Source organism: Desulfothermus naphthae (genome assembly GCF_054657475.1).
This window is the reverse complement of the sequence record NZ_BAAHYQ010000003.1, coordinates 322,462-346,627: the sequence shown is the minus strand read 5'-3', so window position 1 is coordinate 346,627 and position 24,166 is coordinate 322,462. Positions and strand designations below refer to the sequence as shown.

At 35.9% G+C, this 24,166-nt stretch carries 26 protein-coding genes and 1 pseudogene; 19 read left to right on the top strand and 8 right to left on the bottom strand.

The window, feature by feature from the left end; genetic code table 11:
• Positions 1-71: 71 nt before the first annotated feature.
• Positions 72-2,189, bottom strand: coding sequence for a C25 family cysteine peptidase (locus ACYQ1E_RS13230; RefSeq protein WP_459880307.1), 2,118 nt, complete (start codon positions 2,187-2,189; stop codon positions 72-74).
• Between the two features lie 279 nt (positions 2,190-2,468).
• On the opposite strand from ACYQ1E_RS13230, the gene ACYQ1E_RS13225 reads away from it, so the two are divergent.
• Positions 2,469-3,542, top strand: a complete 1,074-nt coding sequence (locus ACYQ1E_RS13225; RefSeq protein ID WP_459880306.1) for an IS110 family RNA-guided transposase — start codon at positions 2,469-2,471, stop codon at positions 3,540-3,542.
• 267 nt (positions 3,543-3,809) lie between these two features.
• Here the strand turns inward: ACYQ1E_RS13225 and ACYQ1E_RS13220 are convergent, their stop codons facing one another.
• The 7 genes and pseudogenes from ACYQ1E_RS13220 to kdsB all read right to left on the bottom strand — a co-directional run bounded on the left by ACYQ1E_RS13220 (position 3,810) and on the right by kdsB (position 10,238).
• On the bottom strand, positions 3,810-4,037 hold the full coding sequence (locus ACYQ1E_RS13220; RefSeq protein ID WP_459880305.1) for a hypothetical protein: 228 nt from the start codon (positions 4,035-4,037) through the stop codon (positions 3,810-3,812).
• A gap of 1 nt (position 4,038) precedes the next feature.
• On the bottom strand, positions 4,039-4,434 hold the full coding sequence (locus ACYQ1E_RS13215) for a type II toxin-antitoxin system VapC family toxin (RefSeq protein ID WP_459880302.1): 396 nt from the start codon (positions 4,432-4,434) through the stop codon (positions 4,039-4,041).
• Between the two features lie 274 nt (positions 4,435-4,708).
• Positions 4,709-5,293, bottom strand: coding sequence for a hypothetical protein (locus tag ACYQ1E_RS13210; protein WP_459880299.1), 585 nt, complete (start codon positions 5,291-5,293; stop codon positions 4,709-4,711).
• Positions 5,294-6,091: 798 nt separating this feature from the next.
• Positions 6,092-7,386: pseudogene (locus ACYQ1E_RS13205) on the bottom strand (IS1380 family transposase).
• Positions 7,387-7,544: 158 nt separating this feature from the next.
• Entirely contained in the window at positions 7,545-8,345 is an 801-nt protein-coding gene (locus ACYQ1E_RS13200; RefSeq protein WP_459880296.1) for a tetratricopeptide repeat protein, read from the bottom strand.
• A gap of 28 nt (positions 8,346-8,373) precedes the next feature.
• Complete coding sequence (carA, locus tag ACYQ1E_RS13195; protein ID WP_459881788.1) at positions 8,374-9,492, bottom strand: glutamine-hydrolyzing carbamoyl-phosphate synthase small subunit; 1,119 nt, start codon at positions 9,490-9,492, stop codon at positions 8,374-8,376.
• A complete protein-coding gene (kdsB, locus tag ACYQ1E_RS13190; RefSeq protein ID WP_459881785.1) occupies positions 9,471-10,238 on the bottom strand; it encodes a 3-deoxy-manno-octulosonate cytidylyltransferase in 768 nt (255 codons plus the stop codon). Before kdsB ends, carA begins: the two co-directional genes overlap by 22 nt.
• Positions 10,239-10,575: 337 nt before the next feature.
• Here kdsB and ACYQ1E_RS13185 point away from each other — a divergent pair, with 337 nt between their 5' ends.
• The 18 genes from ACYQ1E_RS13185 to ACYQ1E_RS13100 all read left to right on the top strand — a co-directional run bounded on the left by ACYQ1E_RS13185 (position 10,576) and on the right by ACYQ1E_RS13100 (position 24,138).
• The gene (locus ACYQ1E_RS13185; protein WP_459880293.1) at positions 10,576-11,793 is read left to right on the top strand and encodes a type II secretion system F family protein; all 1,218 of its coding nucleotides are present in this window, start codon (positions 10,576-10,578) and stop codon (positions 11,791-11,793) included.
• 35 nt (positions 11,794-11,828) lie between these two features.
• Positions 11,829-12,851, top strand: a complete 1,023-nt coding sequence (locus ACYQ1E_RS13180; protein ID WP_459880290.1) for an aspartate-semialdehyde dehydrogenase — start codon at positions 11,829-11,831, stop codon at positions 12,849-12,851.
• A gap of 89 nt (positions 12,852-12,940) precedes the next feature.
• Positions 12,941-13,441, top strand: coding sequence for a response regulator (locus ACYQ1E_RS13175; protein ID WP_459880287.1), 501 nt, complete (start codon positions 12,941-12,943; stop codon positions 13,439-13,441).
• Positions 13,442-13,471: 30 nt separating this feature from the next.
• The gene (locus tag ACYQ1E_RS13170) at positions 13,472-14,545 is read left to right on the top strand and encodes a sensor histidine kinase (protein ID WP_459880284.1); all 1,074 of its coding nucleotides are present in this window, start codon (positions 13,472-13,474) and stop codon (positions 14,543-14,545) included.
• A 3-nt stretch (positions 14,546-14,548) separates the two neighbouring features.
• Entirely contained in the window at positions 14,549-15,043 is a 495-nt protein-coding gene (locus ACYQ1E_RS13165) for a Na+/H+ antiporter subunit E (RefSeq protein ID WP_459880281.1), read from the top strand.
• Positions 15,021-15,332: an MrpF/PhaF family protein gene (locus tag ACYQ1E_RS13160; protein WP_459880278.1), complete on the top strand. Its 312-nt coding sequence runs from the start codon at positions 15,021-15,023 to the stop codon at positions 15,330-15,332. The genes ACYQ1E_RS13165 and ACYQ1E_RS13160 overlap by 23 nt, the downstream gene beginning before the upstream one ends.
• Before the next feature lie 20 nt (positions 15,333-15,352).
• Entirely contained in the window at positions 15,353-15,688 is a 336-nt protein-coding gene (mnhG, locus tag ACYQ1E_RS13155) for a monovalent cation/H(+) antiporter subunit G (RefSeq protein ID WP_459880275.1), read from the top strand.
• 4 nt (positions 15,689-15,692) lie between these two features.
• On the top strand, positions 15,693-15,935 hold the full coding sequence (locus ACYQ1E_RS13150) for a Na(+)/H(+) antiporter subunit B (RefSeq protein WP_459880272.1): 243 nt from the start codon (positions 15,693-15,695) through the stop codon (positions 15,933-15,935).
• The gene (locus ACYQ1E_RS13145; RefSeq protein ID WP_459880269.1) at positions 15,932-16,762 is read left to right on the top strand and encodes a Na(+)/H(+) antiporter subunit B; all 831 of its coding nucleotides are present in this window, start codon (positions 15,932-15,934) and stop codon (positions 16,760-16,762) included. Before ACYQ1E_RS13150 ends, ACYQ1E_RS13145 begins: the two co-directional genes overlap by 4 nt.
• 2 nt (positions 16,763-16,764) lie before the next feature.
• Positions 16,765-17,169 carry a cation:proton antiporter subunit C gene (locus ACYQ1E_RS13140; protein ID WP_459880266.1) on the top strand — a complete coding sequence of 135 codons (405 nt, stop codon included), beginning with the start codon at positions 16,765-16,767 and terminating at the stop codon, positions 17,167-17,169.
• On the top strand, positions 17,166-18,662 hold the full coding sequence (locus ACYQ1E_RS13135) for a monovalent cation/H+ antiporter subunit D family protein (RefSeq protein ID WP_459880263.1): 1,497 nt from the start codon (positions 17,166-17,168) through the stop codon (positions 18,660-18,662). Before ACYQ1E_RS13140 ends, ACYQ1E_RS13135 begins: the two co-directional genes overlap by 4 nt.
• Positions 18,663-18,664: 2 nt before the next feature.
• Positions 18,665-20,125, top strand: a complete 1,461-nt coding sequence (locus tag ACYQ1E_RS13130; RefSeq protein ID WP_459880261.1) for a monovalent cation/H+ antiporter subunit D family protein — start codon at positions 18,665-18,667, stop codon at positions 20,123-20,125.
• A 13-nt stretch (positions 20,126-20,138) separates the two neighbouring features.
• Positions 20,139-20,405, top strand: coding sequence for a hypothetical protein (locus ACYQ1E_RS13125; RefSeq protein ID WP_459880259.1), 267 nt, complete (start codon positions 20,139-20,141; stop codon positions 20,403-20,405).
• A 5-nt stretch (positions 20,406-20,410) separates the two neighbouring features.
• Positions 20,411-22,183, top strand: coding sequence for a Na(+)/H(+) antiporter subunit D (locus ACYQ1E_RS13120; RefSeq protein ID WP_459880256.1), 1,773 nt, complete (start codon positions 20,411-20,413; stop codon positions 22,181-22,183).
• Positions 22,177-22,680 (top strand): Crp/Fnr family transcriptional regulator, encoded by a 504-nt coding sequence (locus ACYQ1E_RS13115; RefSeq protein WP_459880254.1) that lies wholly within the window; start codon positions 22,177-22,179, stop codon positions 22,678-22,680. The genes ACYQ1E_RS13120 and ACYQ1E_RS13115 overlap by 7 nt, the downstream gene beginning before the upstream one ends.
• Before the next feature lie 12 nt (positions 22,681-22,692).
• A complete protein-coding gene (locus ACYQ1E_RS13110) occupies positions 22,693-23,181 on the top strand; it encodes a cyclic nucleotide-binding domain-containing protein (RefSeq protein ID WP_459880251.1) in 489 nt (162 codons plus the stop codon).
• Positions 23,182-23,245: 64 nt separating this feature from the next.
• Positions 23,246-23,716, top strand: coding sequence for an HAD family hydrolase (locus tag ACYQ1E_RS13105; protein WP_459880248.1), 471 nt, complete (start codon positions 23,246-23,248; stop codon positions 23,714-23,716).
• Positions 23,717-23,931: 215 nt separating this feature from the next.
• Positions 23,932-24,138, top strand: coding sequence for a transposase (locus tag ACYQ1E_RS13100; protein ID WP_459880245.1), 207 nt, complete (start codon positions 23,932-23,934; stop codon positions 24,136-24,138).
• Positions 24,139-24,166 lie beyond the last annotated feature (28 nt).

Here is a 24,166-nt window from a genome sequence, read left to right as displayed (position 1 = left end):
CTTTTTCCGAAAAGGGCCGGCGCCGGCAAGTTTTTGAAACCAGAACCGGCCCTACCTTCTCTACCTCAGAGTTAAATCATCACCTTCTTCTCAATGAACCGATAACCCGGCGCTGACAGGCACACGGAGATAATGCGGCGCCTTATTCCCGGTATTGGTTTGAGCAGCTTGAGATTCTTCAAAGGCACCTTCACCTGTGTGGATGAGGTCTTCACCGTCTTAAGTATCTTGCCTCTTTCGCTGATAGTGATAACGCCGCCCTTTGGAGAATGACTTAGCTGGATAAGCAGATACCTTCTTATCACTTTAGCCGTAAGGTTGATAACTCTCGGCAGTTCCTTCCACACCTCCAAGGTAGGGTCACCTATCACGTGGTAAATTTCCAGGTGGTCTTTTACGCCGGAGTTAATGCCGTGCGCGACGAAGAGATACATTTTGGCATAGTTTAGGATATCCCCTAAGCGGTTGTTCTTTATAGCGTAGCTGGCCGTAGTGTCAGGGTAGGTCGGAATTACACCCGGGAACAGGGCGTCGAACAGGGCCTTTATCAGGCTGTCATTGCGCCACGTCCCTGATGGCCTAGTGGCTGCTATGAGTGAAGGAGCACCACCTTTTAGCTTCAGCATAGCCTCTGCGAAGCAATCACTTGGTGCGGAGAGGTCGAACCTTCCGGTCCAGCAATTGATGGAGAGGAAAATGGACGGATAAGTACTCATTATAGCATCCAGATTACTAATTGTAAAGGGAGGATGCGCCCACCCAGTGGTTCCGCCATGATCCCTGTGCCCGACTATCAGTTGGCCTTCTGCTGTCTCTGAAATCAGCATGCCCGTCGCTGTGGTCTCATCCACTATCGCACTCTTCACTTCGGCCGGCACAGTGGTACCATCCTTGTATTTCTGAGGATTCGGATTGTTGGTCACATACACCCTCTGTACTTCCTTCCCTATTGAAACCAAATGGCTCCGTATACCTTCCATCGTCTTCATGTAGGCTCTGTCTGCCTTACCGTCCTGAGGCCAATCATCCTGAAAGTAGGCTGCAACTGTCATCCTCTCATAGTATGCTGGGTCACAAGGCGGGTTCTTCTCATAGCTGATAATCTGGTCCACCACATCCTGGGCTTCCTGCTTGGTCTGGACAGGAATCCTTCCTATCGCAATCCAAGGTGACACGCAGTCAGAACCACTTGAGGGGTCCCTTGGTGTGGAGTAGTAGTAGTCAGTAGCATTGCCCGACACGTTTTCTGTTACTATATGATTTGTGTCACCGAACAGCAAAACATATCGAAGTCTTGAGAACCAAGGCTTTCTCCTGGTCCGGATGAATTTCTTTATATCGGCTACCGTGTTGCCAACCCTCCCTATGTCCACGATCTGTGTGGATATCCCCTTCGTGTTCTTCCAATTAGCTAGCTTCTGAGCAGCGTTCGAGAAGGAAGGGTGATAGATGATGATGAACTCCGGCGAGAAGAGCGGAGGTGGAGGCAGAATCGGTCTTGACGGCCGCATAGTAACCGTCCTTCTTCTTGGGTTAAGGAAAAGGTTGCCGAACCCCTCCCTTTCAAGTTCCGGGTCTATGAAGGGAAATCTGTTCTCTTCATCCTCCTCATCTTTTGGTGAAAACTTGAGGGTAATAGTTATGTTGCCATACCCTCTTATCTTCCTCTTAACGGGGTTGAACTGGAGTGGGCATATTTCGACAAGAACAGCGTTATAACCATCAACATCCTGTGGATCGCTAACCTTCACGATATTCTTCGGATAGAACTCGTCCTTCTTATACGCTTCCTCATCAAACTCGAACTCGTGCTCCTCTTCCCCGTCCATGGCCTTTTCCTGGGCAGGGGTCACCAAGATATCATCAAAGGTTACTTCATTACCCTTCTTTACATTGACCTCGATATCGCAACCTTGGGGTACATTAACAAATCTCCTGAATACAGGCATAAGCGGTTTGCCACTTTCTGAGACAAATCCCACACCGCTGATACCAACCTCCTTGAAAGGCATCTTCTCACCCTTGACATCCTGCTCATTATCCGAGAGGTCAAATCCCGGCAAGATGCAGGATATGGTAATATGGTCTTCCTCTTCGCTCACATCAATGATGGGCTCTGAGCCGTCAACCTCGGCATCAAAATCCTCTGAAAGACCTGATGCTTTTAGCGATTTGAACTCTTTTGTCATAATACTTACCTCCTTTTAGTTTCTTAGATTTAGCTGGTATTTTTTCTTAAAGAGAGGTTTCCACCAGCTTTAAAAGACCCTACTTCTTCCTAAATCTTGTTTTATAAACATCACCTCCTTTCAATCCGCCAATCAACGGTTACCTAACGACAAGCTCAGCGGCGGCGTTTACGCCGTTCGCTGCAGACCTTATGCTAAAAAGCACTTTACGAGTTTAACCCTCCCAGGATATAAGGAGAGAATCAATAAACTTAAACCTTATACCCCAGGAGAGCATTTATGAAACAACAAAAAAATAATAAAAAAATTTCTTTTAAAGGTAAAGATTTTTTCATAGGAATTGATGTCCTTAAAAAAACTTGGTATATCTCTATTAGACATAACGGGCTGCTTATTAAATCTTTTGCCATAGACCCTATACCTGAAATTCTCGTTAATTTCCTTAATAAAAATTATCCTTGTGCTAATTTCTTTGTGGCATATGAAACTGGAAGATTTGGCTTCTGGATCTATAGAAAATTTAAAAAATTGGGCATTAATTGTATGGTCGTTAATCCTGCTGATATACCTTCTACTCATAAAGAAAAAGATAAAAAATCTGATAAAATCGATTCTATTAAATTAGCTAGAGAGTTGGAAAATAATAATCTTAAACCCATATACGTACCGCCTCCAGAGGCTCAGCATTTAAGATCCTTAGTAAGATTATATCTAAATTACACTAAAAACATCACTAGAACCAAAAATCAAATAAAAAGTTTTTTAGATTATAACGGTATAACATTACCAAAACATACATCTTATTGGTCTAATAACTTCATTAATCACCTCTATTCCATAACTATTGATAATGGATCAGGAGATAAAACTCTACACTCTCTTTTGAATATTCTCTGTTTCTTTAGAAAAGAACAAAATGATATCTTAAAACAAATAAGAAAATTCATAAATAACTCTTATTTTAAAGAAATCTTTTATCTTCTTAAAACAGTCCCAGGTATAGGTTCTAAAATAGCATTTATTATCCTATCAGAAATTATTGACATGAAAAGATTTAAAAATTTCGACCAATTAAAATCATATGTGGGTCTTACTCCTTCTGTATATTCCTCTGGAGATACTCATTATGAATATGGACTTACATATAGAAAAAATTCCAGATTAAAATATGCATTAATAGAAGCCTCATGGGTTGCAATTAGAAAAGACCCTGCATTATTAGAAAGTTATAACAAATTAATAACTAGAATGAAAAAACAACAAGCTATCATTAGAATAGCTAAAAAACTTCTATCTAGAATAAGGCATGTATGGTTAAATAAACAACCTTATGTAACAGGTATAGTAGAATAAATTAATGCATTTAAAATTTGGCAGACCGCAAACAAGTCGATGCGGAAGATTTAACATCTTTCGCTAAGCTACAGACTGCGGCTGCCATTAAAATGTGTTAATTCTAGGTCATGCAGCAGGGCCTAATCCCTGACTGTTAATAATAGCTTGCATTAATACTTATTCTACTACTACCTATGAATTAAAAAAGGAGTACTTCCGTGCCTTAACGAAAATTTTTTTAAAAAATTTATTTATGAGCTTGACTTTTTACATAATACCGACTTGTTAGCCTTTCTTTTCTCTACTTTCTCTTATAATATCAACAATTTCTGATGTAGATACACCTAGATTAATCCCAGGAACATCTAAAGGTGAGCGCTTTTCAATAAAAGGTTTGATGATAAATACTTGTCCATCTTTTCGTTTTACTAATACTTCTCCTTCACTTGCAGCCTGTTCCAAAATCTTTGCAAATTTTTGACGCGCTTCTGAATATGTATATAACGCTCCCATATTATTTTACCTCAATTACATCTATTGATAATATCTTTGCTACATTTAATAATTTCTTATCTAAAGTTATAAGTGGAGAATTATACTTCTGACAACATCTTAATAAATAAGCATCATAACAATACATATTTGTTTCTTTAGCTATTTTGAGAGATTTTTCTAATTCAACATCTACAAATCTTATTGGAATTTTTTTAAATATAGCAAGAGCTTTCTTCACTTCCTTAAAATCTGCTTTTCCTCTACGAAACATTGCGGAAAAAGCGTTGCCAATCTCCCAATATACAGAACTTGGAGCCAATAAATTTGTTCCTTCTGTAATTTTTATAATTTTCTTTTTTTCTGGTTCGTTAGCAATTACAGCTATAATAACTGATGTATCAACTACAATTTTCACTTTTACAACTTTATCTTTGGTTCAATTGTACAACAGTATTATAATAACAAAAAAAATTTTTTCAACTCTTTTTTCAACGGAGATATAAATTTTTATAAGGCTAACGTCTAGGGTCACTTGCCGACATGACGCAAGGCCGTAGTCCACAGCGGAATGGCGGTCAGGTGCACCCAAGTGTTGGGCGAAAATGTCAATCTCTCAATGTCAAGGACAGATTCCATTCCCTTTCTCTTTGTTTCCTATCTATCCCGGAAATTCCAGTCAATATAAAGCTTCACAGATTCAGGTTTAAATTTGTCTTTAACATTTGTTTAATGTAATGAATCTCTTCTTTGGCGTAGTTGTTTATTAAATTATTAAAGGCTCCATATTCTAAAGGATTTCCATCAGTAAGTTTATCTTGTTGGGTGCCATAAAAGATAGTTGGAGGCTCAGAGAACCTTCCAGTTATGGGAATTAGCAGTCTTAAAATATGTACTTTCTTAGGCTTAGTTCTAGTTTGCCAATAAAGAGGGTAAAATACTACCGGGGTAGTATAAATTATTTCTATCGAGACTTCTTTTTCCTTTAATTTCTTTATTAATCCTTTTCCTATTGATAACTTATAGGTTGAATCCGCACCTTCAAATATACTTTCACACTTCCTTTGAATTTTCTTAGCAAAGGGATATTGATTTAAGAAGATATTTTTCTTATGATCCCATAGAATAATTTTCGCTTCCTTTTTATTCATAATTTGTCCATTTTTAGAAGAATTATTCTTTCCCTGAGCACAATGAATATCTACTACTATATGAACTAAAACTACTATTAATAGAAAAAATATTCCAATAATAACTTTTGGCAACTTTGATTGCATATATTTTCCATTCTAAAATTATTGGTTAGAATCTAAGTCCATAATATCTGGTTTGAATCCCTATTTCCTGATGCTGATTGGTCGAAATCGGTGCCAAGACAGTACGTTTCTACTTTCCTTAACTTATATACCCCGACAGATTAACATATTGTTCATAACAAAAATTAAACCCTCTTTTGCTACTGAATTATTGGTCAGCCCTTCCTCTTCAAAGGAAGAGCTGACCAAACAAAGGATGATAGCTATCGCAATATTAATATTGGTTGGAAATTCATCAATACTGAATTCCCTTAGTTGCAAGGAATACTGATCTTGTCAAGGTAAACGGCTGTTTGATCCCCCCATCCATCCTGTCTACACTCAAATTGAATTCTGATGGTTTGTCCAGCAAAGGGACTCAAGTCGTATGTTACTTCTCGCCAGTCACTTTCCCAATACTCTCCGTAGTCAGTCCCAGGTTTTCCAGCTTTGCTCACTATTGTTGCAAGCCGAGCTCCAGTATCTGGATCGATGATAAAAGCGTCAAACCAATCCCATACAGCCGTATCATAAGTACGGATCTTATAATAAAACCTAAAATCTGCAATTACAGTTCAAGCGTAAGCAAGCGGTTGTTATGGAGAGAGATAACTAGATATTGAGCTGTTATGTTAAAAGATATGTCTCCCTCATTGTAACCTGGGAGGCATTTTCAGGTAGAAGCTGCGGTCAGTGGTACTCTTTAGGGGTGTGTAAAGGCACACCACTACACATGGACTTACGCAAAATCCTATTTTGGAGAATGCTCTCAAAAAAAGATTAAGCAAATTGTAAGGACCGGATGGAATCCTCTATCTTTATCCAACGTTCTTTGAAAAAATAATCCCTCGATAATCGAAGGAACCATTGTCGTCCTCCATGCATCAGGCGAGCTGGGACATGGATTAGAAACATGCGGATTGTATTGGGTTCTTCTCTGAAACCATCTTCATCGTTGAGCCACATCATCCATACCAGAAGATTGTAGGCCAGGATACAGGTCTGGAAGATAGCGGAATTGGCCCAAAAATCCTGTGTCAGAATGCTTCCAGAGGCCATCTGCCCCTTGCACCATTCAATCCAGTTTTCACTCGCACCCCGTTGGCAATAATACCTGTGGACGTCCCAGGGACTCAAGTTCATATTTGTTACGTAACAAAAATAATCATACTCGGTCCTTGTAATACTGAAAAAAAAAGCAATTAAATTTGCTCTCTATTACTTGACGTATAGCCACAAAGCGGCGGGGGTGTTTCCACCTCTCACATTTGTATGTGAATTCGGTCTTCTCATAGCCAGGTTTATTTCTAACCTTGTGCCATTTCTGAGATTCTAAAAGCTGAGTGAGTCCTCGCATCTTAACCTTGATTAAGTACAAAGCATGAGCCTCTTCTAAGTAGTCTAAGAGTTCTCCATTAAAAAAGGCGGAATCTGCACGTACAATAATTTTCCAGATTCTCCTTGGAAGCTTGGCAAAGCACTCTTGCATAAACTCTACACAACCATTGGCAGAATAAGCATCTCCGGCTCTAAACCAGTTGTGAAGACATTCCCGCGTCTCAGCAATAAAGCAAAGTAACGGATGATATCCTCTTTGTCCTGGCTTCTTGGGGTTGTAACCCTTCTCGGCACCTTCCTGTTTCCCATACACTCCACGCACAGTAGAGTCCAAATCTAAAGTGATGCGGCCAAACCATTTTTTTACCCCAAACCTTTTTGCGCACTTTTGTTTCTACATCGGAGAGTTCATTGCAATGTCGGAGATTAAACAACTTAAAAACCCGACTAATGGTAGTATCGTCAGGAAACCTTTCCCATTTAAAAAGCGACCTCAATGCTAAATCAGATCTAAGGATAAATACATGGCTCATATGCTTAGCCCCGGCTAACACTGCCATCATCAAAATCATGATAATGTCTGAAACCTTATACTGTGCGCTAGCTCCCCGCTTAATAGTAATGTGTTGCTCAAGCATCTTGGGAAGCTTCAGTTTGTCAGCAAACAGGCCCAGCAATACCAGTCCTGCGTTGCCTGTAAGATTTTTTTCAGTGAATTTAACATTAAATCTACGCATAGAATCAGTGCCTCCTAATACTTCGTATTAGAAACACTTTATACCATTAATTCACCATCTTATCAAGTAAAATATTGCTTTATGTTGCAAATTTTAGGTTTTATTTTGATGGAAATTTTTTGTGCAAATGGATTCCCGGTAAAAGATCCCTTAATATCTCATCTAGCAAGTTTTTTCTGGGCATATTTTAGCATTTTTTCAGCTTCAACAAAGTTAGGATTTATCTCAAGGGCCTTTTTGGCAACCTTTGCTGCTTGTTCCCATTTTTTTTCATCAATATAGACCCGTCCTAAATTAAAGAGAAGATATTCATCATCAGGAGATTTAGACACAGCCTCTAAAAACACCTTTGATGCAAGATCCAGATTTCCAGCTCTTCTTAATGTGATCCCCATTTTGTTTAAGAGATAAATTGCATCAGGGTCATTTTTATAGGCATCTTTTAGGTATTTGAGTGCCTGTTCAACTAACCCTTCATCCATGTATATGTCACTTATGGTGAGTTTTAAATCAGTATCTTCCTTAAAAGTTTTTATTAAACGATTAAAGACCTTTTCAGCTTCACTATATTCTTTGTCTTTAAGGTGTTTTCTTCCCTTTTCAAGTTCCCTTGACTTTAGTTTCTCCAGCTCTTCTAATTGTTTTTTTGCCTCTTCTATTGAGCTGGCTTGAAGTTCTTTGATTGCCTCTTTTAAATTTTCCCAGAGTTCTTTTTCTTTTCCCTCAATGTATTCAATTGGGATTGGGTATTGTTGAACAAATTCTTTATTAATCTTTAGTAAATAAACAGCATCTTGAAGCTTTTTTTTAAAATCCTGTTTTTCATGCTTTAAAAGGGGGGTCTTTAGATAAATAGTTAGAGCATCTTGAATACTCATAAGAGCGACCAAAAACTTCTTCTCTTTTAACAACGTAGAAACTGAGCTCAGCTTTGATCTTGCCTTAGAAATTTCCGACATAAATTCCCCCCTTAAAAATCTTAAAAAATCAACATACTCTTCTAACCATTTCAGCAAAATCTCTAAAAAAATAACGGGAATCATGCGGCCCTGGTGCAGCCTCTGGATGGTATTGAACTGCCATTATTGGCAATTTCCTGTGGACAAAACCCTCCAATGTTTTATCGTTTAAATTTATGTGGGTTTGTTTAAGATAATCAATACCAGATAGGTCCACACAAAACCCATGGTTTTGGGATGTGATTTCAACGTATTTTGCATCTAATCTCCTAACTGGATGATTTACCCCGTGGTGTCCAAATTTAAGTTTATAGGTCTTGCCACCTAAAACCAGTCCTAAAATTTGATGTCCAAGACAAATCCCACCAATTGGATAATCTGAAATTATTTTGGATATCTCTTCTATTGCATAACCAACTGCTGCTGGATCACCTGGGCCATTTGATAAAAAAACAACATCTGGGCCAAGATCCCTAATTTTTGATGCAGTATATGTTGATGGTACAACCAGGACCTCAAAACCCTGTTTTTCAAGTAACCTCAAGATATTGTATTTTACTCCAAAATCAAAAACAACCAACTTGAGCTTATCTGTTTCCCATTTATACTTTCCATTAATCAAATCAACTTTTTTAGGTCCCCCTTCCCACTTATACACCTCTTTTGTACTTACCCTATCAACCAGGTTTAGTCCTTCCATTGGCTCTATTTCTTGAGCCTTTTTGGTTAGTTTTTTGGGGTCTAAGATTTCAGTTGAAATATAGCCCCTCATTGCCCCGTGGAGCCTTATATGCCGTGTTAAGGCACGGGTATCTATTCCTTCAATGCCCATGACATTGTATTTTTTGAGATACTCAGGAAGGGACATCTTTGATCGCCAGTTTGACGGCTCTTTACAACACTCTTTTACTATAAAACCAGCTACCTGTACCCTGTCTGATTCAATGTCCTCAAAATTTATGCCATAATTTCCCATATGGGTGTAGGTCATGCATACCAGTTGATGTTTATAAGAAGGGTCAGTTAATATCTCTTGATAGCCAGTCATCCCAGTATTAAAGATTACTTCTCCGCCAGTTTCTCCTTCTCCTGTAAAGGAATATCCCTCAAAATAAACTCCGTCTTCTAATGCCAGCAATGCCCGCATTGACATATCTCCTTTTTCAAGATTTTTTCAACTTTAGCCAAATCTTCAGGGGTGTCAACCCCATAAGAAAAGTACTCCGTTACCCTCACATAAATGGGGATGCGGTTTTGAATCAATCTGAGTTGTTCCAGTCTCTCAGCTTTTTCTAAAAAAGTCTGATCCAGCTCTACAAATCTTTTAAGTGCATAAAATCTAAAACCATACATCCCAATATGACCTAAAAATTTATGATCATTTAGGGAAGAAAAATATGGTATCGGGGATCTGGAAAAATATATTGCAAAACTTTCTATATCTAATACTACCTTAACAACATTTGGATTTACTGCATCTTCAAAGGATATCTCCCTGGCCAGAGTTGCAACTTCAACTTTATGGTCATCAAAACATTCAATTAATTCATCTAACATCCTGGGATCTAAAAGGGGTTCATCTCCCTGAATATTGATAACAATATCATCCTCTTTTGCACCTAATATTTTTGCTGCCTCATATACCCTCTCTGTACCTGATTTATGGGAAGGATCAGTCATAATCACTGGAACGTTATAATTTTGAGCTACATTATAAATTTTTTCATGGTCAGTGGCCAATACTACTTTATAAATATTTTTGCATTGAGTTACCTTTTCATATACATGCAAAAACATGGGTTTGCCTAAAATAGGTGCTAGAGGCTTTCCAGGAAATCTTGTTGAACCATATCTGGCTGGTATTATTCCAAATATTTTTTTATTTTCCATAATTACTTATCCCTTACTAAAATATGATGGTGTCCAGCTCTTTTTTTAATACTACCACATAGATGCCTTTAAATATTTTTAAATCATTAAACTTTTTAAAAAATTGGTTCAATTTCATATTGAAGAAAAAAATAAAATTAGCTATTGTAAAATTTAATCTACAGGCCATAATTTTTTCCAATTTGTGCCATAGGTTATTAATTAATACAAGCGAAAAATTTAGAGGGTGAATGGGTAAATGGGTATATGAGTGGATGGGTTAATAGGTTGAGAGTTGAACTCAACAAACTCAATAAACCCAAGAAACCCCTAAACCCACAAGCCCAATAAGGGAGGTAAGATGCCTTTTTTTATTTACAAGGCAAAAAATAGGGCAGGAAGGAAGATAAAAGGAGAGATAGAGGCTCCTACAATTGAAATGGCACAAAATGCCCTGCAGAAAAAGGGGTATACTTATATAAAAATAAAACCCAAACCAAAGGACTTGCTTGAAGGTACATTTTTAGAAGGAAAGGTAAGTCCCAGAGACATGGTGGTATTCTCAAGGCAATTTTCCACCTTGATCAATTCAGGGGTGCCGATTTTACAATCACTAAATGTCATGGCACAGCAAACTGAGAACAAAAAATTAAAAAGAAAACTTTATGAAATAAGAAATGATGTGGAGGGCGGAAGCTCATTGTTTGAGGCAATGAGCAAACACAGAGATGTATTTGACGATCTATATATAAATATGGTGGATGCAGGAGAGGTGGGTGGTGTATTGGATGTGGTTTTGGACAGGCTTGCAGGATACATTGAAAAGGCAGCAAGTCTAAAGTCCAAGGTAAAAGGTGCAATGATCTATCCAGCTGTGGTAGTAACTGTTGCAGTAGGTGTAATCACCATTATTATGTTATTTGTTATACCCACCTTTGCCAAGATGTTTGCAGATTTTGGGAGTGCCCTTCCCCTCCCTACCCAGATAGTGATAAATATAAGTAACTGGTTTAAAGAAAACATTGGATATCTCATTTTGGGTGTAATTTTATTTATTGTTGTCTTTAGACTCTTGTATAAAAGGGTTGAACCATTTAAAATTTTTATTGATAGGACAATTTTATTTTTACCAGTTTTTGGTCCCCTTTTAAGAAAGGTAGCAGTGGCCAGATTCAGTAGAACCTTTAGCACAATGATATCCAGTGGTGTGCCTATACTTCAAGCTTTAGATATTGTTGCCAAGACATCGGGCAATAAGACGATTGAACTTGGAGTATTGGATGCAAAAAAGAGTATTGCAGAAGGACAGACAATATCAGAGCCTTTAGAAGACACCGGCGTGTTTCCACCAATGGTTATTCATATGATATCTATTGGAGAGACAACAGGTGCCCTGGACACAATGTTAGAAAAAATTGCAGATTTTTATGACGATGAGGTAGATAATGCAGTATCGGCCTTGACTTCTTTAATAGAACCTCTAATGATTGTATTTTTAGGAGTGGTAGTTGGTGGCTTAGTAATTTCGATGTATTTGCCAATCTTTAAAATCGCTGGAGTTGTTTCAGGTCAAGGATAACAATTTCAAAAAATTATAATTGGAGGGACTTAAATATGTCAAAAGAATTATCAGTTGGCGTAGTTGGCGCAACAGGCGCAGTAGGCAGAGAAATGCTAAAGGTTTTGGAACAAAGAAATTTCCCTTTAACAAAGATTAAGGCCCTTGCCTCTTCTAGATCAGCTGGTAAAAAGCTTGAATTTAAGGGTAAAGAAATCGTTGTTGAAGAGCTCACCCCAGATTCTTTTGATGATTTAGATCTTGCTCTGTTTTCAGCAGGTGGATCAGTATCCAAAGAATTTGCCCCTATTGCAGCTGAAAAAGGATGTGTTGTAGTTGATAATTCTTCTGCATGGAGGATGGATCCTGAGGTCCCTTTGGTGGTGCCAGAAGTAAATCCAGATGATTTAGAAAAACACAAAAATATCATTGCAAATCCAAATTGCTCTACTATCCAAATGGTAGTTCCCCTAAAACCCATCCACGATGTGGCAAAAATAAAAAGAATAGTGGTTTCAACATATCAGGCAGTCTCTGGTACTGGTCAAAAGGCAATTGATGAGATGGAAAAGCAAGTAAGGGCGCTTTTTAATATGCAGGAAGTAGAATGCAAAGTTTATCCCTACCAAATTGCCTTTAATTGTTTACCCCATATAGATGTATTTTTAGATAATGACTACACAAAAGAAGAAATGAAAATGGTAAATGAAACCAAGAAGATCATGGGGGACGATAGTATCAAAGTTACTGCAACGGCCATCAGAGTTCCCGTCTTCTATGGACACAGCGAATCTGTGAATATAGAGACAGTAAAGAAAATAACTGCAAAAGAGGTAAGGGCACTTTTGTCTCAGGCCCCTGGAGTTAAGGTGTTAGACAATCCAAAGGAGAAAATATACCCAATGCCAATATTTGCTGCTGGTGAAGATGACGTCTTTGTTGGAAGAATAAGGGATGACGACACTATAGAAAATGGAATTAATATATGGATAGTGGCAGACAACATAAGAAAAGGTGCAGCTTTAAATGCAGTGCAAATAGCTGAAGAACTACTAAAGAGGAATCTGCTGGCTAAATAAAAAAAGAGGCCCTGGGCCTCTTTTTTTATTGACATTTTTTTTTATTTTTGTTTACCCTCATAATTAATCTTGTAATAAGGAGAGGTGTAATGGAACATAAAAAAGAAGATATAAAGGTACTTCTAATTGACGATGAACAGACCCTTGTTGAATATCTGGCAAAGAGATTACTTAGAGAAGGATTCACAATAAAGGCTACATTTTCTGGAGAAGAGGCAGTCCAGGCTGCCTCTAATGAAAACTTTGATGTAGCTGTGGTGGATCTAAAGATGCCAGGTATAGATGGTGTAGAGACACAAAAGCGACTTAAAGAACTTCAGCCTTTTTTACAGTGCATAGTACTAACAGGTCACGGTTCAATAGAAAGCGCTTTAGAAAGCGGGAAACATGATGCCTATAAATACCTTTTAAAACCCATAGACTACGATGAATTGGTAAAGACTATTAAAGATGCATATCAACATAAAATGAAATTACAAACTGAGAAATTTAAGCAAGAAGTTGAGGATATATATAGATCTGGCTTGGGGGCCAGAGGTATAAAAAAGGCCCTAAAAAAATTAAAAAAGATCTATGGCATAGAAGAATAATAATTGTACATAAACCCTGATTTAAAATAAATGAAAATAATAAAAGAGAATATTTTAAAAGATATACTTCAATTTTGTAATGAATGCATATTCTTAACTGATACAAATTTAAACTTTATCCTTACAAACTTCAAATTAGAAGAGATACTTGAACTTCCATCAGAATATATAATAGGAAAAAACATTAAAGATTACATATTGCAAAAAAATTTATTGTTAAAAGAAAAGGAGGGAAAGAAAGAACTGATTTTTATCTCATCCACTGGTAAAAAATATGAATATTCCTTCTACTTTGTAATAAAGAGTTGTTATCTGGAAGATGAAAAAGATGCTATATTATGGATTGGAAGACCAAAAAATGATTTAAATATTAGTCTGTTTCAGGAAAGGCTATTAAGACTTGAGAGGATGGCAGAGATTGGGCAACTCGCTGCAGGAATAGTCCATGAAGTAAAAAATCTTTTAACCATAATAAACCAGGCCTCTGGTTGGGGGAAGGTTTTAGTTGGTGACAATCTGAAAAAACTGGGTTCAGATGGAGAGGAATTGGAAAAGGTTTTTGAAGAAATCGAGAACCAAACCCAAAGGAGCAGTGACATCACCAATGAAATCTTGACCTTTGTAAGAACTAAACAGGGTCAACACCAAAGGATAAATTTAATTGAACTAATAGAAGGTACTTTAAATTTAATAAGACCTGAATTAAAATCACCTCTAATAGAAATAGAAAAAAGGTATAGGCATAGAACCCACGAAATTAGTTCAGAAACCGGACTTTTGCAACAGGTCCTAATAAACCTTCTCACCAATGCAATCTACGCTATTAGAAAAAAAGAAAAACCAGGGGGAAGAATCACTATAATAACTAACGAAGATAAAAATTTTTTAAAGATTATAATTAAAGATAATGGTATTGGTATACCAGAAGATAAACAAAGCAAAATATTTGAATTTTTCTTTACTACAAAACCAGCAGGAGAAGGCACAGGTCTTGGGCTTGCTCTATGTAAAGAAATTATGACAAAGCTTGGAGGAGATATTGGTTTTCAGTCAAAATTTGGAGAAGGAACAGAATTTTTTATAACCCTTCCAAAAGGAAAATAGATCATGGCCAAAAAAAAAGCCATATCCTTTTGCCTGACCTTCTTTTTTATGACAATTTTATGGATAATCTTATCTGGAAAATTTGAGCCTCAGCTCCTCTTTCTTGGGTTTATCTCTGTTATAATAGTTAGCTTACTCTCATCCCACCTTTTATTTATCAACCCATCATCAGATTATGTTCCTACTTTTTTTAGATTTTTGAAATATCTCCCATGGATAATTATACAAATTATTAAAGCCAACATCCATCTATTAAAGATCGTATTTTCAAAAGATATAATGGATAAAATAGATCCCCATATTATTGTGTTTAATACAAGGTTAAAAAAAGATTTCTCAATAGTTACTATGGCGAATTCAATAACTTTGACCCCTGGCACAATAACCATTACTGCAAATCCTGATGGAAAATTCAGGGTCCATGCAATAGATAAAACATGTGCTGAAGATTTGCCAGGTGAGATGGAACAAAGGGTTGCAAAAATATTTGGAGAATAGTCTTATGGTTGATTTATTTTCATACATAGGTATTTATATCTCCATTCTAATGGTATTTTCCCTATACAGAGCTATTTCTGGTCCAACTGTACTTGATAGATTAGTGGGGGTAAATGCAATAGGTTCTAAAACTGTTGTATTTTTACTTTTAATTGGATTTATATACCAGAGAGTTGATATGTTTATTGATATTGCCCTTGCATATGCACTGTTAAATTTCATTGCAGTACTGGCAGCTGCCAGATATTTTCATAAAAGACGTGGACTATATGAAGAATCGGAATTTTAAAATTAAATTGGAGTTTTAATATGCATATCATCTTAAATGGAATAGTAATTTTATTTTTTGCCATAGGGCTTATATTTTTCACAGGTGGCACTGTTGGAATAATCAGGATGCCTGATTTTTATACCCGTCTCCACCCTGCGGGTAAATTAGATACCATGGGGATTATCTCTTTTATTATTGGTTTTTTTATCTACAACCTTGAACAATTTACCTGGGAAAATTTAATAGTGTCTATGAAGATGTTGTTAATTGTGTTTTTTGTTTCCCTCTCCAGTCCTACAGCCACTCATGCCATTGTTGATGCTGGAATTAGAGCAGGACTTAGACCATGGACCAAAAAAAATCTGGAGAAATAATGGTATGTGCATCTTAGACCTCATTATTCTGGCCTTAATTATTGTGTGTGCAGTTGGGGCAATTACAATTAAGGATTTGCTTGGCACAGCAATTCTACTTGGGGCATATAGTTTTATGATGTGTGTCTTATGGGCAATTATGGGGGCCGTTGATGTGGCATTTACAGAGGCATCTGTTGGGGCAGGGGTTTCCACTGTATTTTTCGTAGCTGCAATATTTAGGACCACAAGGAGGACAAGAAATTGAAAAAACTTGCATTGATAATAGTTATCCTTTGTGGCGCAATATTGATATTTGCAACATCTGAATTCCCAGAGTGGGGCGATCCTAAAGCACCAGCTAATTTACACGTATCTCCCCATTACATTAAATATTCAGTAAAAGAAACAAAAGTTCCAAATATTGTGACATCCGTGCTTGCTGACTACCGTGGTTTTGATACCATGTTTGAGACCACTGTTATATTTTGTGCAGGTCTTAGTTGTTTTTTACTCCTAAGAATATTTAATGAACAAACAAAAGAACAAGGGGTATATTATAGGCACATGCCTACTGGGATAGTAATACATTTTAAAAGAGATGATGTAGACATTAGAGATAGGGATTTTGAATTAATAGATAGCAAATTAGTGCCATATGATCTCATAATAAAGACAGTTGGGAGGATTATGATACCCTTTATCCAAATATTTGCACTATATGTTATTGCCCACGGCGATTTCAGTCCTGGTGGGGGGTTTCAGGGAGGTGTAATCTTGGGTGCATCAATAATCCTCCTTGCAATAACCTTTAATTTAAAGACAGCAATATCAAAGATAAATGAAAAAACTTTAGGGGTTTTAAGCGCCTTAGGCGTATTTATATATGCAGGAATTGGCTGTCTATGTCTTTTGCTCAAAGGACATTTTTTGGATTATGGGAAGCTTGCTAAAATACTCCCTGTTGAACCTATAGAAGCAAGGGCGCTTGGCATGCTTGGAGTGGAGATCGGTGTTGGTATTGCAGTTATGGCCGTTATGATAATCATTTACATCAACATAGCATCTGAAGGTAAGCACCACGAAGGACTTTAAATATGGAAGCATTATTAAAAGAAATTGTGGGTAAATATAATTACTGGCTTTATATAGTTCTTATGATGATTGGACTCTATGCCATGATAGCCAAAAATAACTTGATAAAGAAACTGGTTGGAATGAACATATTTCAGACAGCAATAATTTTATTTTATATTTCAATTGGATATAAAAAAGGAGGTACCTTACCTATAATTATCATGCCCCATCATCATCATGAAATACCACCAGAAGCAATTGATGTATCAAAATATATAAATCCCTTACCTCATGTCCTTATGCTCACTGCAATAGTTGTATCTGTTGCTACTTTTGGTGTTGCCCTGGCCATTGCCTTAAAGATATACCAGGAATACAACACGCTGGAAGAGGATGAAATCAGGATGAGGATAAGGGAGAGATGAACATAAATCAATTTGTTCCCATATTAATAGTCATAACTCCTTTAGTTTGTGCTTTTTTTGTAATGGCACTCCACTGGATAGACAGGCGTCTTTGTCTCCCCTTAACTGTAGTAGCACTGTTAATTTCTTTTGTATCTTCTATAATTACATTGTACAGTGTTATCTCACATGGAATAATACAATACAAACTAGGGGGATGGCCCCCACCAATTGGGATTGAATATAGAATAGATACATTAAATGGATCTATTTTGGTCCTTGTTACTTCTGTAGCACTGATAAATATCTTTGCCAGTTTTAATCAAGTAAGCGCCTCTCTACCTGAGAAAAAAGGCACCTTCTATAGCCTCTATCTTCTTTTTGTTACAGGTCTTGTGGGTGTGGTTATTACAGGAGATTTGTTTAACCTATATGTATTACTTGAAATTACATCTCTGTCTGCGTATGGACAAATAGCCCTTGGTGACAGAAGAAGGGCTCCAATTGCCAGCTTGAATTACATATTTATAGGTGTTATTGGTGCAAGCTTTTATCTTTTGGGTGTTGGTTATTTATATATAATGACTGGTTCCCTTAATATGGCAGATGTTGCCAATATTATACAAAAACTACATAATTCCCAGGCTATTTTTGTGGCATTTATATTTTGCATGGTTGGTGTGTGGATAAAGATGGCCCTATTTCCCCTGCACATATGGCTCCCAAATGCATATACCTATGCACCAACAACCAGCAGCAGGCTAATTGCACCTCTCATGACCAAGGTTATGGTATATGTAATGATCAGGCTTATGTTTACTGTGTTTGGTTATGATTATCTATTTAAGACCCTTCATCTATCCAATAAGGTTGTGTTTTTGGCATCTTTTGCAATTATCTTTGGGGCACTTATGGCACTTAGTCAAAAAAACTTAAAGAAAATGCTTACCTACACAATAATATCTGAAATTGGTTATATGGTAGGAGGGGCATGGATTGGAAACAGGGCAGGCATTACAGGGAGTATTTTACACATTATAAACGATGCATTCATGACCTTTGGCCTTTTTATTGCCGCTGGTAACTTTGCATGGAGGATCAAAGAGCTGGATATAGATGATCTAAAAGACATTTTTTCAACCATGCCATGGACAAGTGCAGGTTTTGTAATAGCTGGAATGTCCATTATTGGAATCCCGCCTACTTGTGGATTTTTCAGCAAGTGGTATCTCCTTATAGGAGCTATATCTGCAAAACAATATTTCTTTGCTATATCTCTTATTTTAAGTAGTTTATTTAGCGTAATCTTATTTTTTAGGGTATTTGAAAAGTCTCTTTTTAATTTAAATGGACTACATTCTACTGAAGGGTCTCACGCAGCCACAATACAAGAAGCTCCTTTAAATATGGTTATTGGTCTTTTATTTGTCTGCGTTATATTGATTGCTTTGGGATTATACTCTGGTGAAATTGTATCCAGGATAATTGATCCATTTGTTTTAAGAGGAATTTAGTGATGGAGCTTATACATTCTATAAGACCTCTTGCTGCAGTTTTAGTATCACTTTTTGTTATTCCTATACTTATATCTTGTGGAGAGAGACGACCCAATTTTAGGGAAGCATGGACTTTTGTGGCAGGTATTATAAAATTTTCAATCATTGTATCAATGGTTCCAGGGGTATTAAAGGGTGCTAAGTATTACTTTTGTCTGGTGAAGTTAGGACAAGGAGTGTCTATTAGTTTTAAAGTAGATGGTCTTGGTCTTACATTTGCTTTAGTTGCATCTTTTTTATGGATTGTCACATCATTATATTCAATAGGTTATATGAGAGGGCTTAAAGAACATAGTCAGACTAGATTTTTTTGTTTTTTTGCCCTTGCTCTGTCATCTACCATAGGTGTTGCCTTCTCTGCAAACCTTCTTACAATGTATATGTTTTATGAAATACTATCCCTATCCACCTACCCATTGGTTGTCCACCATCAAGATGAGGATGCAAAAATATCTGGAAGAAAATATTTAACATACATAATCACTACATCAGTTGGTCTGGTTCTTCCTGCAATGATAATATGCTATATACATGCGCATACCCTTACATTTCAGTCAAATGGAATACTCATGGGTAAGGGATCTGACTTACTTTTGACAATACTCTTTTTTATGTTTTTATTTGGCTTTGCAAAGGCAGCTATTATGCCCTTACATTCATGGCTGCCTGCTGCCATGGTGGCACCAACACCTGTTAGTGCGCTTTTACATGCAGTTGCTGTTGTAAAGGTTGGTGTATTTAGCATCATCAGGATATTTACTGGTATATATGGAATAGAATTAATCAAAAACCTACACTTGGGTGTGTATTCAGCATACATTGCTGTATTTACTATCCTGGTTGGATCGCTTATTGCCATGTCTCAAGATGAATTAAAAAGAAGGCTTGCATTTTCAACTATAAGTCAATTGTCATATATTATTTTGGGGATATCCCTTCTCACTCCACGAGGCATGTTAGGTGGTATAATCCACATTGTTATGCATGCATTTGGAAAGATTACACTATTTTTTGGTGCTGGAGCAATTTATGTTGCCACTGGGAAAAAATACATAAGTCAATTAAATGGGCTGGGTAAAAAGATGCCCATTACATTTTTGACATTCTTTATTGGAGCACTAAGTGTTATTGGCCTGCCTCCAACTGGTGGTTTTTACAGTAAATGGTATCTTGTCTTGGGATGTATTGATGCACACAATTTATTATTACTTTTAGTGCTATTAATATCGTCATTTTTAAATGCAGTTTATTTTCTTCCAATAGTATTTAAAGGATTTTTTTATAATGCAAATGACTCTGAAGAAATAAAAGAAGCGCCAATTTGTTGTATCATACCTATGATAATTACAGCATTGATTTCTATAATTCTATTTTTCTACCAGGATATTTTTTATAAACTACTTTCAATAGGACTAAAATAAAGGGTACAACATTATGAAAAAAGATTTTTTGGAACGGTCTGAAACAATAAAGCTACTTTGGAAACTTTTATATATATCCTGCGCTCTTACTTTGATACCTGAGTTGTTTATAAAAAGGGAAGGGCATTTTGGAATTGATGGATTGTTTGGATTTTATGCAGTTTTGGGATTTTTATCATGTGTAGTCTTGATTTTAATTGCAAAGTTGGGTGGAATATTTTTAAAAAAAGATCCCAATTATTATGATGATTATAACCAAGAAATAAAAAATCAGGAATAAGGAATATGATACACATACCACCTGCATTTATTCTATTTATTGGCGCAATACTCATTCCAATATTTTTACCAAATGTTAGGAAATGGATTGTAATACTTATTCCTGCACTAGCATTTTTCTATATTCTAAGTCTTGATCCTGGTTCATATTTAAATGTCTCATTTTTTGGTTTTGATTTAAGCCTATTAAAGGTAGATAAGCTTTCAAAGGTATTTGGTTATATTTTTACAATTTACGGGATTGCAACTGGGATTTACAGCTTTTATTTAAAAGATTTAAGGCAACAATTATCAGCCTTAATCTATATAGGCGGAGCACTTGGAGTTGTATTTGCGGGCGATATAATTACCCTATATTTTTACTGGGAGCTAATGGCTATTGCATCTGTTATTTTAATACTTGCCAGAGAAACAAACAAAGCTTTAGGCGCTGGATATAGATATGTGCTTGTCCATATTGTGGGAGGACTGTGTTTGCTGGCTGGGATTGTGATATATATAAATCAAGGTGGTTCAATAATATTTACTAAATTTACAGACCACAATCTTGCAACTTATTTAATTCTAATTGGGTTTTTATTAAATGCAGCAGCACCACCCCTAGGCGCTTGGCTCCCAGACGCATATCCAGAATCAACTCCAGCAGGAAGTGTTGTTTTAAGCGCATATACCACAAAAACTGCTGTTTATACATTACTTAGGGGTTTTCCTGGATGGGAGATCTTAATATTTGTGGGCTGTCTTATGACAATATATGGAATCTTTTATGCGTTACTTGAAAATGATATGAGGAGGATACTTGCCTATTCAATTATAAATCAGGTAGGGTTTATGATATGTGGTGCAGGAATAGGTACTGCAATGGCAATAAATGGTGCTGCAGCCCATGCATTTGCCCATATTGTTTATAAAGGACTCCTATTTATGTCTGCTGGTGCAGTTTTACATATGACTGGAAAATCAAAGTGTACTGAGCTTGGCGGACTCTATAAGACCATGCCATTTACCTTGTTATTTGGTTGTATTGGTGCCCTATCCATATCTGCCTTTCCTCTAACCAGTGGTTTCACAACCAAGTCTATGATCATAGAATCATCTGTCCATAACCATTTGATCTGGGCCTGGCTAACTTTAGAAGTAGCATCTGCTGGGGTGTTCTTGCATGCAGGGATAAAATTTCCATACTTTGTATTTTTTGCAAAGGATAGGGGGCTTAGGCCTGGTGAGACCAATAAATCTATGTTAATTGCCATGGCCTTTTTATCATTTATCTGTATATTCCTGGGCATCTACCCAAAACCATTATATAAGATCCTCCCTTATTCAGTTGGAGAGTACAATGCCTATACAGTGCCTCATGTGGTTACCCAGCTTCAGCTCCTTATGTTCTCTGCTCTAGTATTCTTCTTGTTTTTACCAATGTTAAAAAGGACAGACACAATTTCCTTAGATACAGATTGGTTCTATAGAAAAGGGGCAAAACTGTTGTATGTGTTTTTTGACAAAACTTTAAATACAATAAATTATGTATTAGATAAAATTGTAATTTCTTTAGTTAAGATAGTTGCAGGATTTTTTGCAGATTTTGTTGCCAATCTTGCTCTATTTATATTTGTAAATGTATGGCTTTTCAAGGGAATTTCTGGGAAAAGGCTGGAAATAAAAAAGGAAACCTTATATTATGATATTAAAGAAGATTTAATACCTGTTGGTATAGGTGCAGCAATTTCAGGTATATTCCTTGTTTTGATTTTCTTATTGGGAAAGAGTCTATGGTAAACATTGAGGAATTAAAAAGATTTGAAAGTTTAAACATCTTCAGTGAAAAGGAGCTAAGTCTATTGTCATCTATTGGCCAGATCCATATCTTTAGTGAAGACAAAAAGATATTTGAACAAGATACATATTTAAAGAACTTGTATTTAATGGTAAGTGGTGAAATATCTTTAACATACGAAGCAAATGAGAAAACTATATTGATTTTATCTAGTATAAAACCTGGTACTTTTTTTGGCATATCTTCCCTATGTGGTGTTAAAACATTTCATACTGCATATTGTTTTAAGCCATCAGAGGTAGTTGTTTTTCCAGTGGACAAACTAGAAGATATTTTTTTAAAGAATTTAGACTTTGGATTTAAATTTTACTCTGAAATGATAAAATTTTATCACAAAATAACCCAAAGCAGGACACAGGATGTTATAAAAAATCTAAGCAACTTAAAAGAAATTAAACATATAGATTTAATATCTTCAATAGTGGATTTTAGCGTATAAAAGGACACCTTTATGAAGGATATCTCTATTTTAAAAAAAATAAATTTACTTAAAGATATAAATGATAAAAATCTGGAGGAAATATACAATATATGTAGATTCAAAAAATATAACACTCCTACTATTCTCTTTGAATATGGATCAAATACAAATTTTATTTTTATGATAATAAAAGGCAAAGTAGAACATCTTTTGCCAATTCAGAATGGAAGACTTATTAAATTTTACGTAAGCGAAGCAGGTGAAACTATAGGGCTATCCAGTATCCTTCCTAAAGAGTATAGAACACTGTTTACTGCAAAAACATTTAAAGGTATTACAGAGATTGTTGAAATAGATAGAAATGAATTAAATGAATTATTTCAAAAAAAAAGGTCCTTAGGATATATCTTTATAAAACAAGTATTAAAGGTATATTACAGAAAAAAGACAACACAAAATAAGATACTAATCTCATCTCTTCTAAATCACCCAGAGATAAAAAAATATATAGACAGTTAGCTTTAAATGGGAATGGTGCTGTCTTAAAGCTCTAACTTTTTAAATTTCTTGAGGAAAAGAATCTATGCTCAAATTGGAGATACCAGGACGAGAACCCATTGAATTAGAACATGTTGTGCTGGATTATAATGGAACTATTGCCTTGGATGGGAAAATAGTGCCAGGAGTAATAGAGCGGCTTGTTAAGATTTCAAGAAATTTAAATATACACATTTTAACTGCAGATACCCATGGGAATGCAAAAAAACAATTGTCCAACACAGGATTTAATCTCCATATAATTGGGAAAAATAACCAGGACAGAGAAAAACTGGCTTTTATAGATAAACTTGGAAAAGAGAAGTGTGTGTGTTTTGGAAATGGTGCAAATGACTATCTTATGCTTAAAAACGCTGCCCTTGGCATAGCTGTAATCCAGAAAGAAGGCGCATATTCCAAGATAATATTTAACAGCAAAATAGTTGTAACAGACATAAGAGACGGTTTAGATCTTATTTTAAACCCGCTTAGACTTATGGCTACATTGAGGATTTAAAAAATTATCTCTAAATTTAGCCTTGTTTAAAAACCTTCCAAGGCTCAACAACCCCCTCAACAATTAGGAAATCTTTAGTCAATGTAATATAGTCGATGCTTAATATATAATTTACTGAAAATACTTTACAAAATGTTTGGAATAATGTAATATAAACGACAAGAAAATCTGTTAAAACAGGTAAAAATTGGTCGAAAAAATGGAAAGTAAATTATATGCAAACATCCATATATAAGCGTAGAATACCCCATTTGATATGTGGAGATTTATTAGATTTTATTAATCCTGATGATCCATTGATAATTTTATCTAAAAAAATTCCATGGAAAGAATTTGATAAATCATTTGCAAATAAATATAGTAATTATGGATGGCCATTTAAATTTACTAGATTGATGGTTGGACTTTTAATCTTAAAATAGATGTATAATTTGAGTGATGCTAAAGTAG

What these genes read in the sequence shown, in the direction of transcription:
- ACYQ1E_RS13230 (WP_459880307.1), bottom strand. Translation starts at nt 2,189, where the DNA reads ATGACAAAAGAGTTCAAATCGCTAAAAGCATCAGGTCTTTCAGAGGAT.
- ACYQ1E_RS13225 (WP_459880306.1), top strand. Translation starts at nt 2,469, where the DNA reads ATGAAACAACAAAAAAATAATAAAAAAATTTCTTTTAAAGGTAAAGAT.
- ACYQ1E_RS13220 (WP_459880305.1), bottom strand. Translation starts at nt 4,037, where the DNA reads ATGGGAGCGTTATATACATATTCAGAAGCGCGTCAAAAATTTGCAAAG.
- ACYQ1E_RS13210 (WP_459880299.1), bottom strand. Translation starts at nt 5,293, where the DNA reads ATGCAATCAAAGTTGCCAAAAGTTATTATTGGAATATTTTTTCTATTA.
- ACYQ1E_RS13200 (WP_459880296.1), bottom strand. Translation starts at nt 8,345, where the DNA reads ATGTCGGAAATTTCTAAGGCAAGATCAAAGCTGAGCTCAGTTTCTACG.
- carA (WP_459881788.1), bottom strand. Translation starts at nt 9,492, where the DNA reads ATGCGGGCATTGCTGGCATTAGAAGACGGAGTTTATTTTGAGGGATAT.
- ACYQ1E_RS13185 (WP_459880293.1), top strand. Translation starts at nt 10,576, where the DNA reads ATGCCTTTTTTTATTTACAAGGCAAAAAATAGGGCAGGAAGGAAGATA.
- ACYQ1E_RS13180 (WP_459880290.1), top strand. Translation starts at nt 11,829, where the DNA reads ATGTCAAAAGAATTATCAGTTGGCGTAGTTGGCGCAACAGGCGCAGTA.
- ACYQ1E_RS13175 (WP_459880287.1), top strand. Translation starts at nt 12,941, where the DNA reads ATGGAACATAAAAAAGAAGATATAAAGGTACTTCTAATTGACGATGAA.
- ACYQ1E_RS13170 (WP_459880284.1), top strand. Translation starts at nt 13,472, where the DNA reads ATGAAAATAATAAAAGAGAATATTTTAAAAGATATACTTCAATTTTGT.
- ACYQ1E_RS13165 (WP_459880281.1), top strand. Translation starts at nt 14,549, where the DNA reads ATGGCCAAAAAAAAAGCCATATCCTTTTGCCTGACCTTCTTTTTTATG.
- mnhG (WP_459880275.1), top strand. Translation starts at nt 15,353, where the DNA reads ATGCATATCATCTTAAATGGAATAGTAATTTTATTTTTTGCCATAGGG.
- ACYQ1E_RS13150 (WP_459880272.1), top strand. Translation starts at nt 15,693, where the DNA reads ATGTGCATCTTAGACCTCATTATTCTGGCCTTAATTATTGTGTGTGCA.
- ACYQ1E_RS13140 (WP_459880266.1), top strand. Translation starts at nt 16,765, where the DNA reads ATGGAAGCATTATTAAAAGAAATTGTGGGTAAATATAATTACTGGCTT.
- ACYQ1E_RS13135 (WP_459880263.1), top strand. Translation starts at nt 17,166, where the DNA reads ATGAACATAAATCAATTTGTTCCCATATTAATAGTCATAACTCCTTTA.
- ACYQ1E_RS13130 (WP_459880261.1), top strand. Translation starts at nt 18,665, where the DNA reads ATGGAGCTTATACATTCTATAAGACCTCTTGCTGCAGTTTTAGTATCA.
- ACYQ1E_RS13125 (WP_459880259.1), top strand. Translation starts at nt 20,139, where the DNA reads ATGAAAAAAGATTTTTTGGAACGGTCTGAAACAATAAAGCTACTTTGG.
- ACYQ1E_RS13120 (WP_459880256.1), top strand. Translation starts at nt 20,411, where the DNA reads ATGATACACATACCACCTGCATTTATTCTATTTATTGGCGCAATACTC.
- ACYQ1E_RS13115 (WP_459880254.1), top strand. Translation starts at nt 22,177, where the DNA reads ATGGTAAACATTGAGGAATTAAAAAGATTTGAAAGTTTAAACATCTTC.
- ACYQ1E_RS13110 (WP_459880251.1), top strand. Translation starts at nt 22,693, where the DNA reads ATGAAGGATATCTCTATTTTAAAAAAAATAAATTTACTTAAAGATATA.
- ACYQ1E_RS13105 (WP_459880248.1), top strand. Translation starts at nt 23,246, where the DNA reads ATGCTCAAATTGGAGATACCAGGACGAGAACCCATTGAATTAGAACAT.
- ACYQ1E_RS13100 (WP_459880245.1), top strand. Translation starts at nt 23,932, where the DNA reads ATGCAAACATCCATATATAAGCGTAGAATACCCCATTTGATATGTGGA.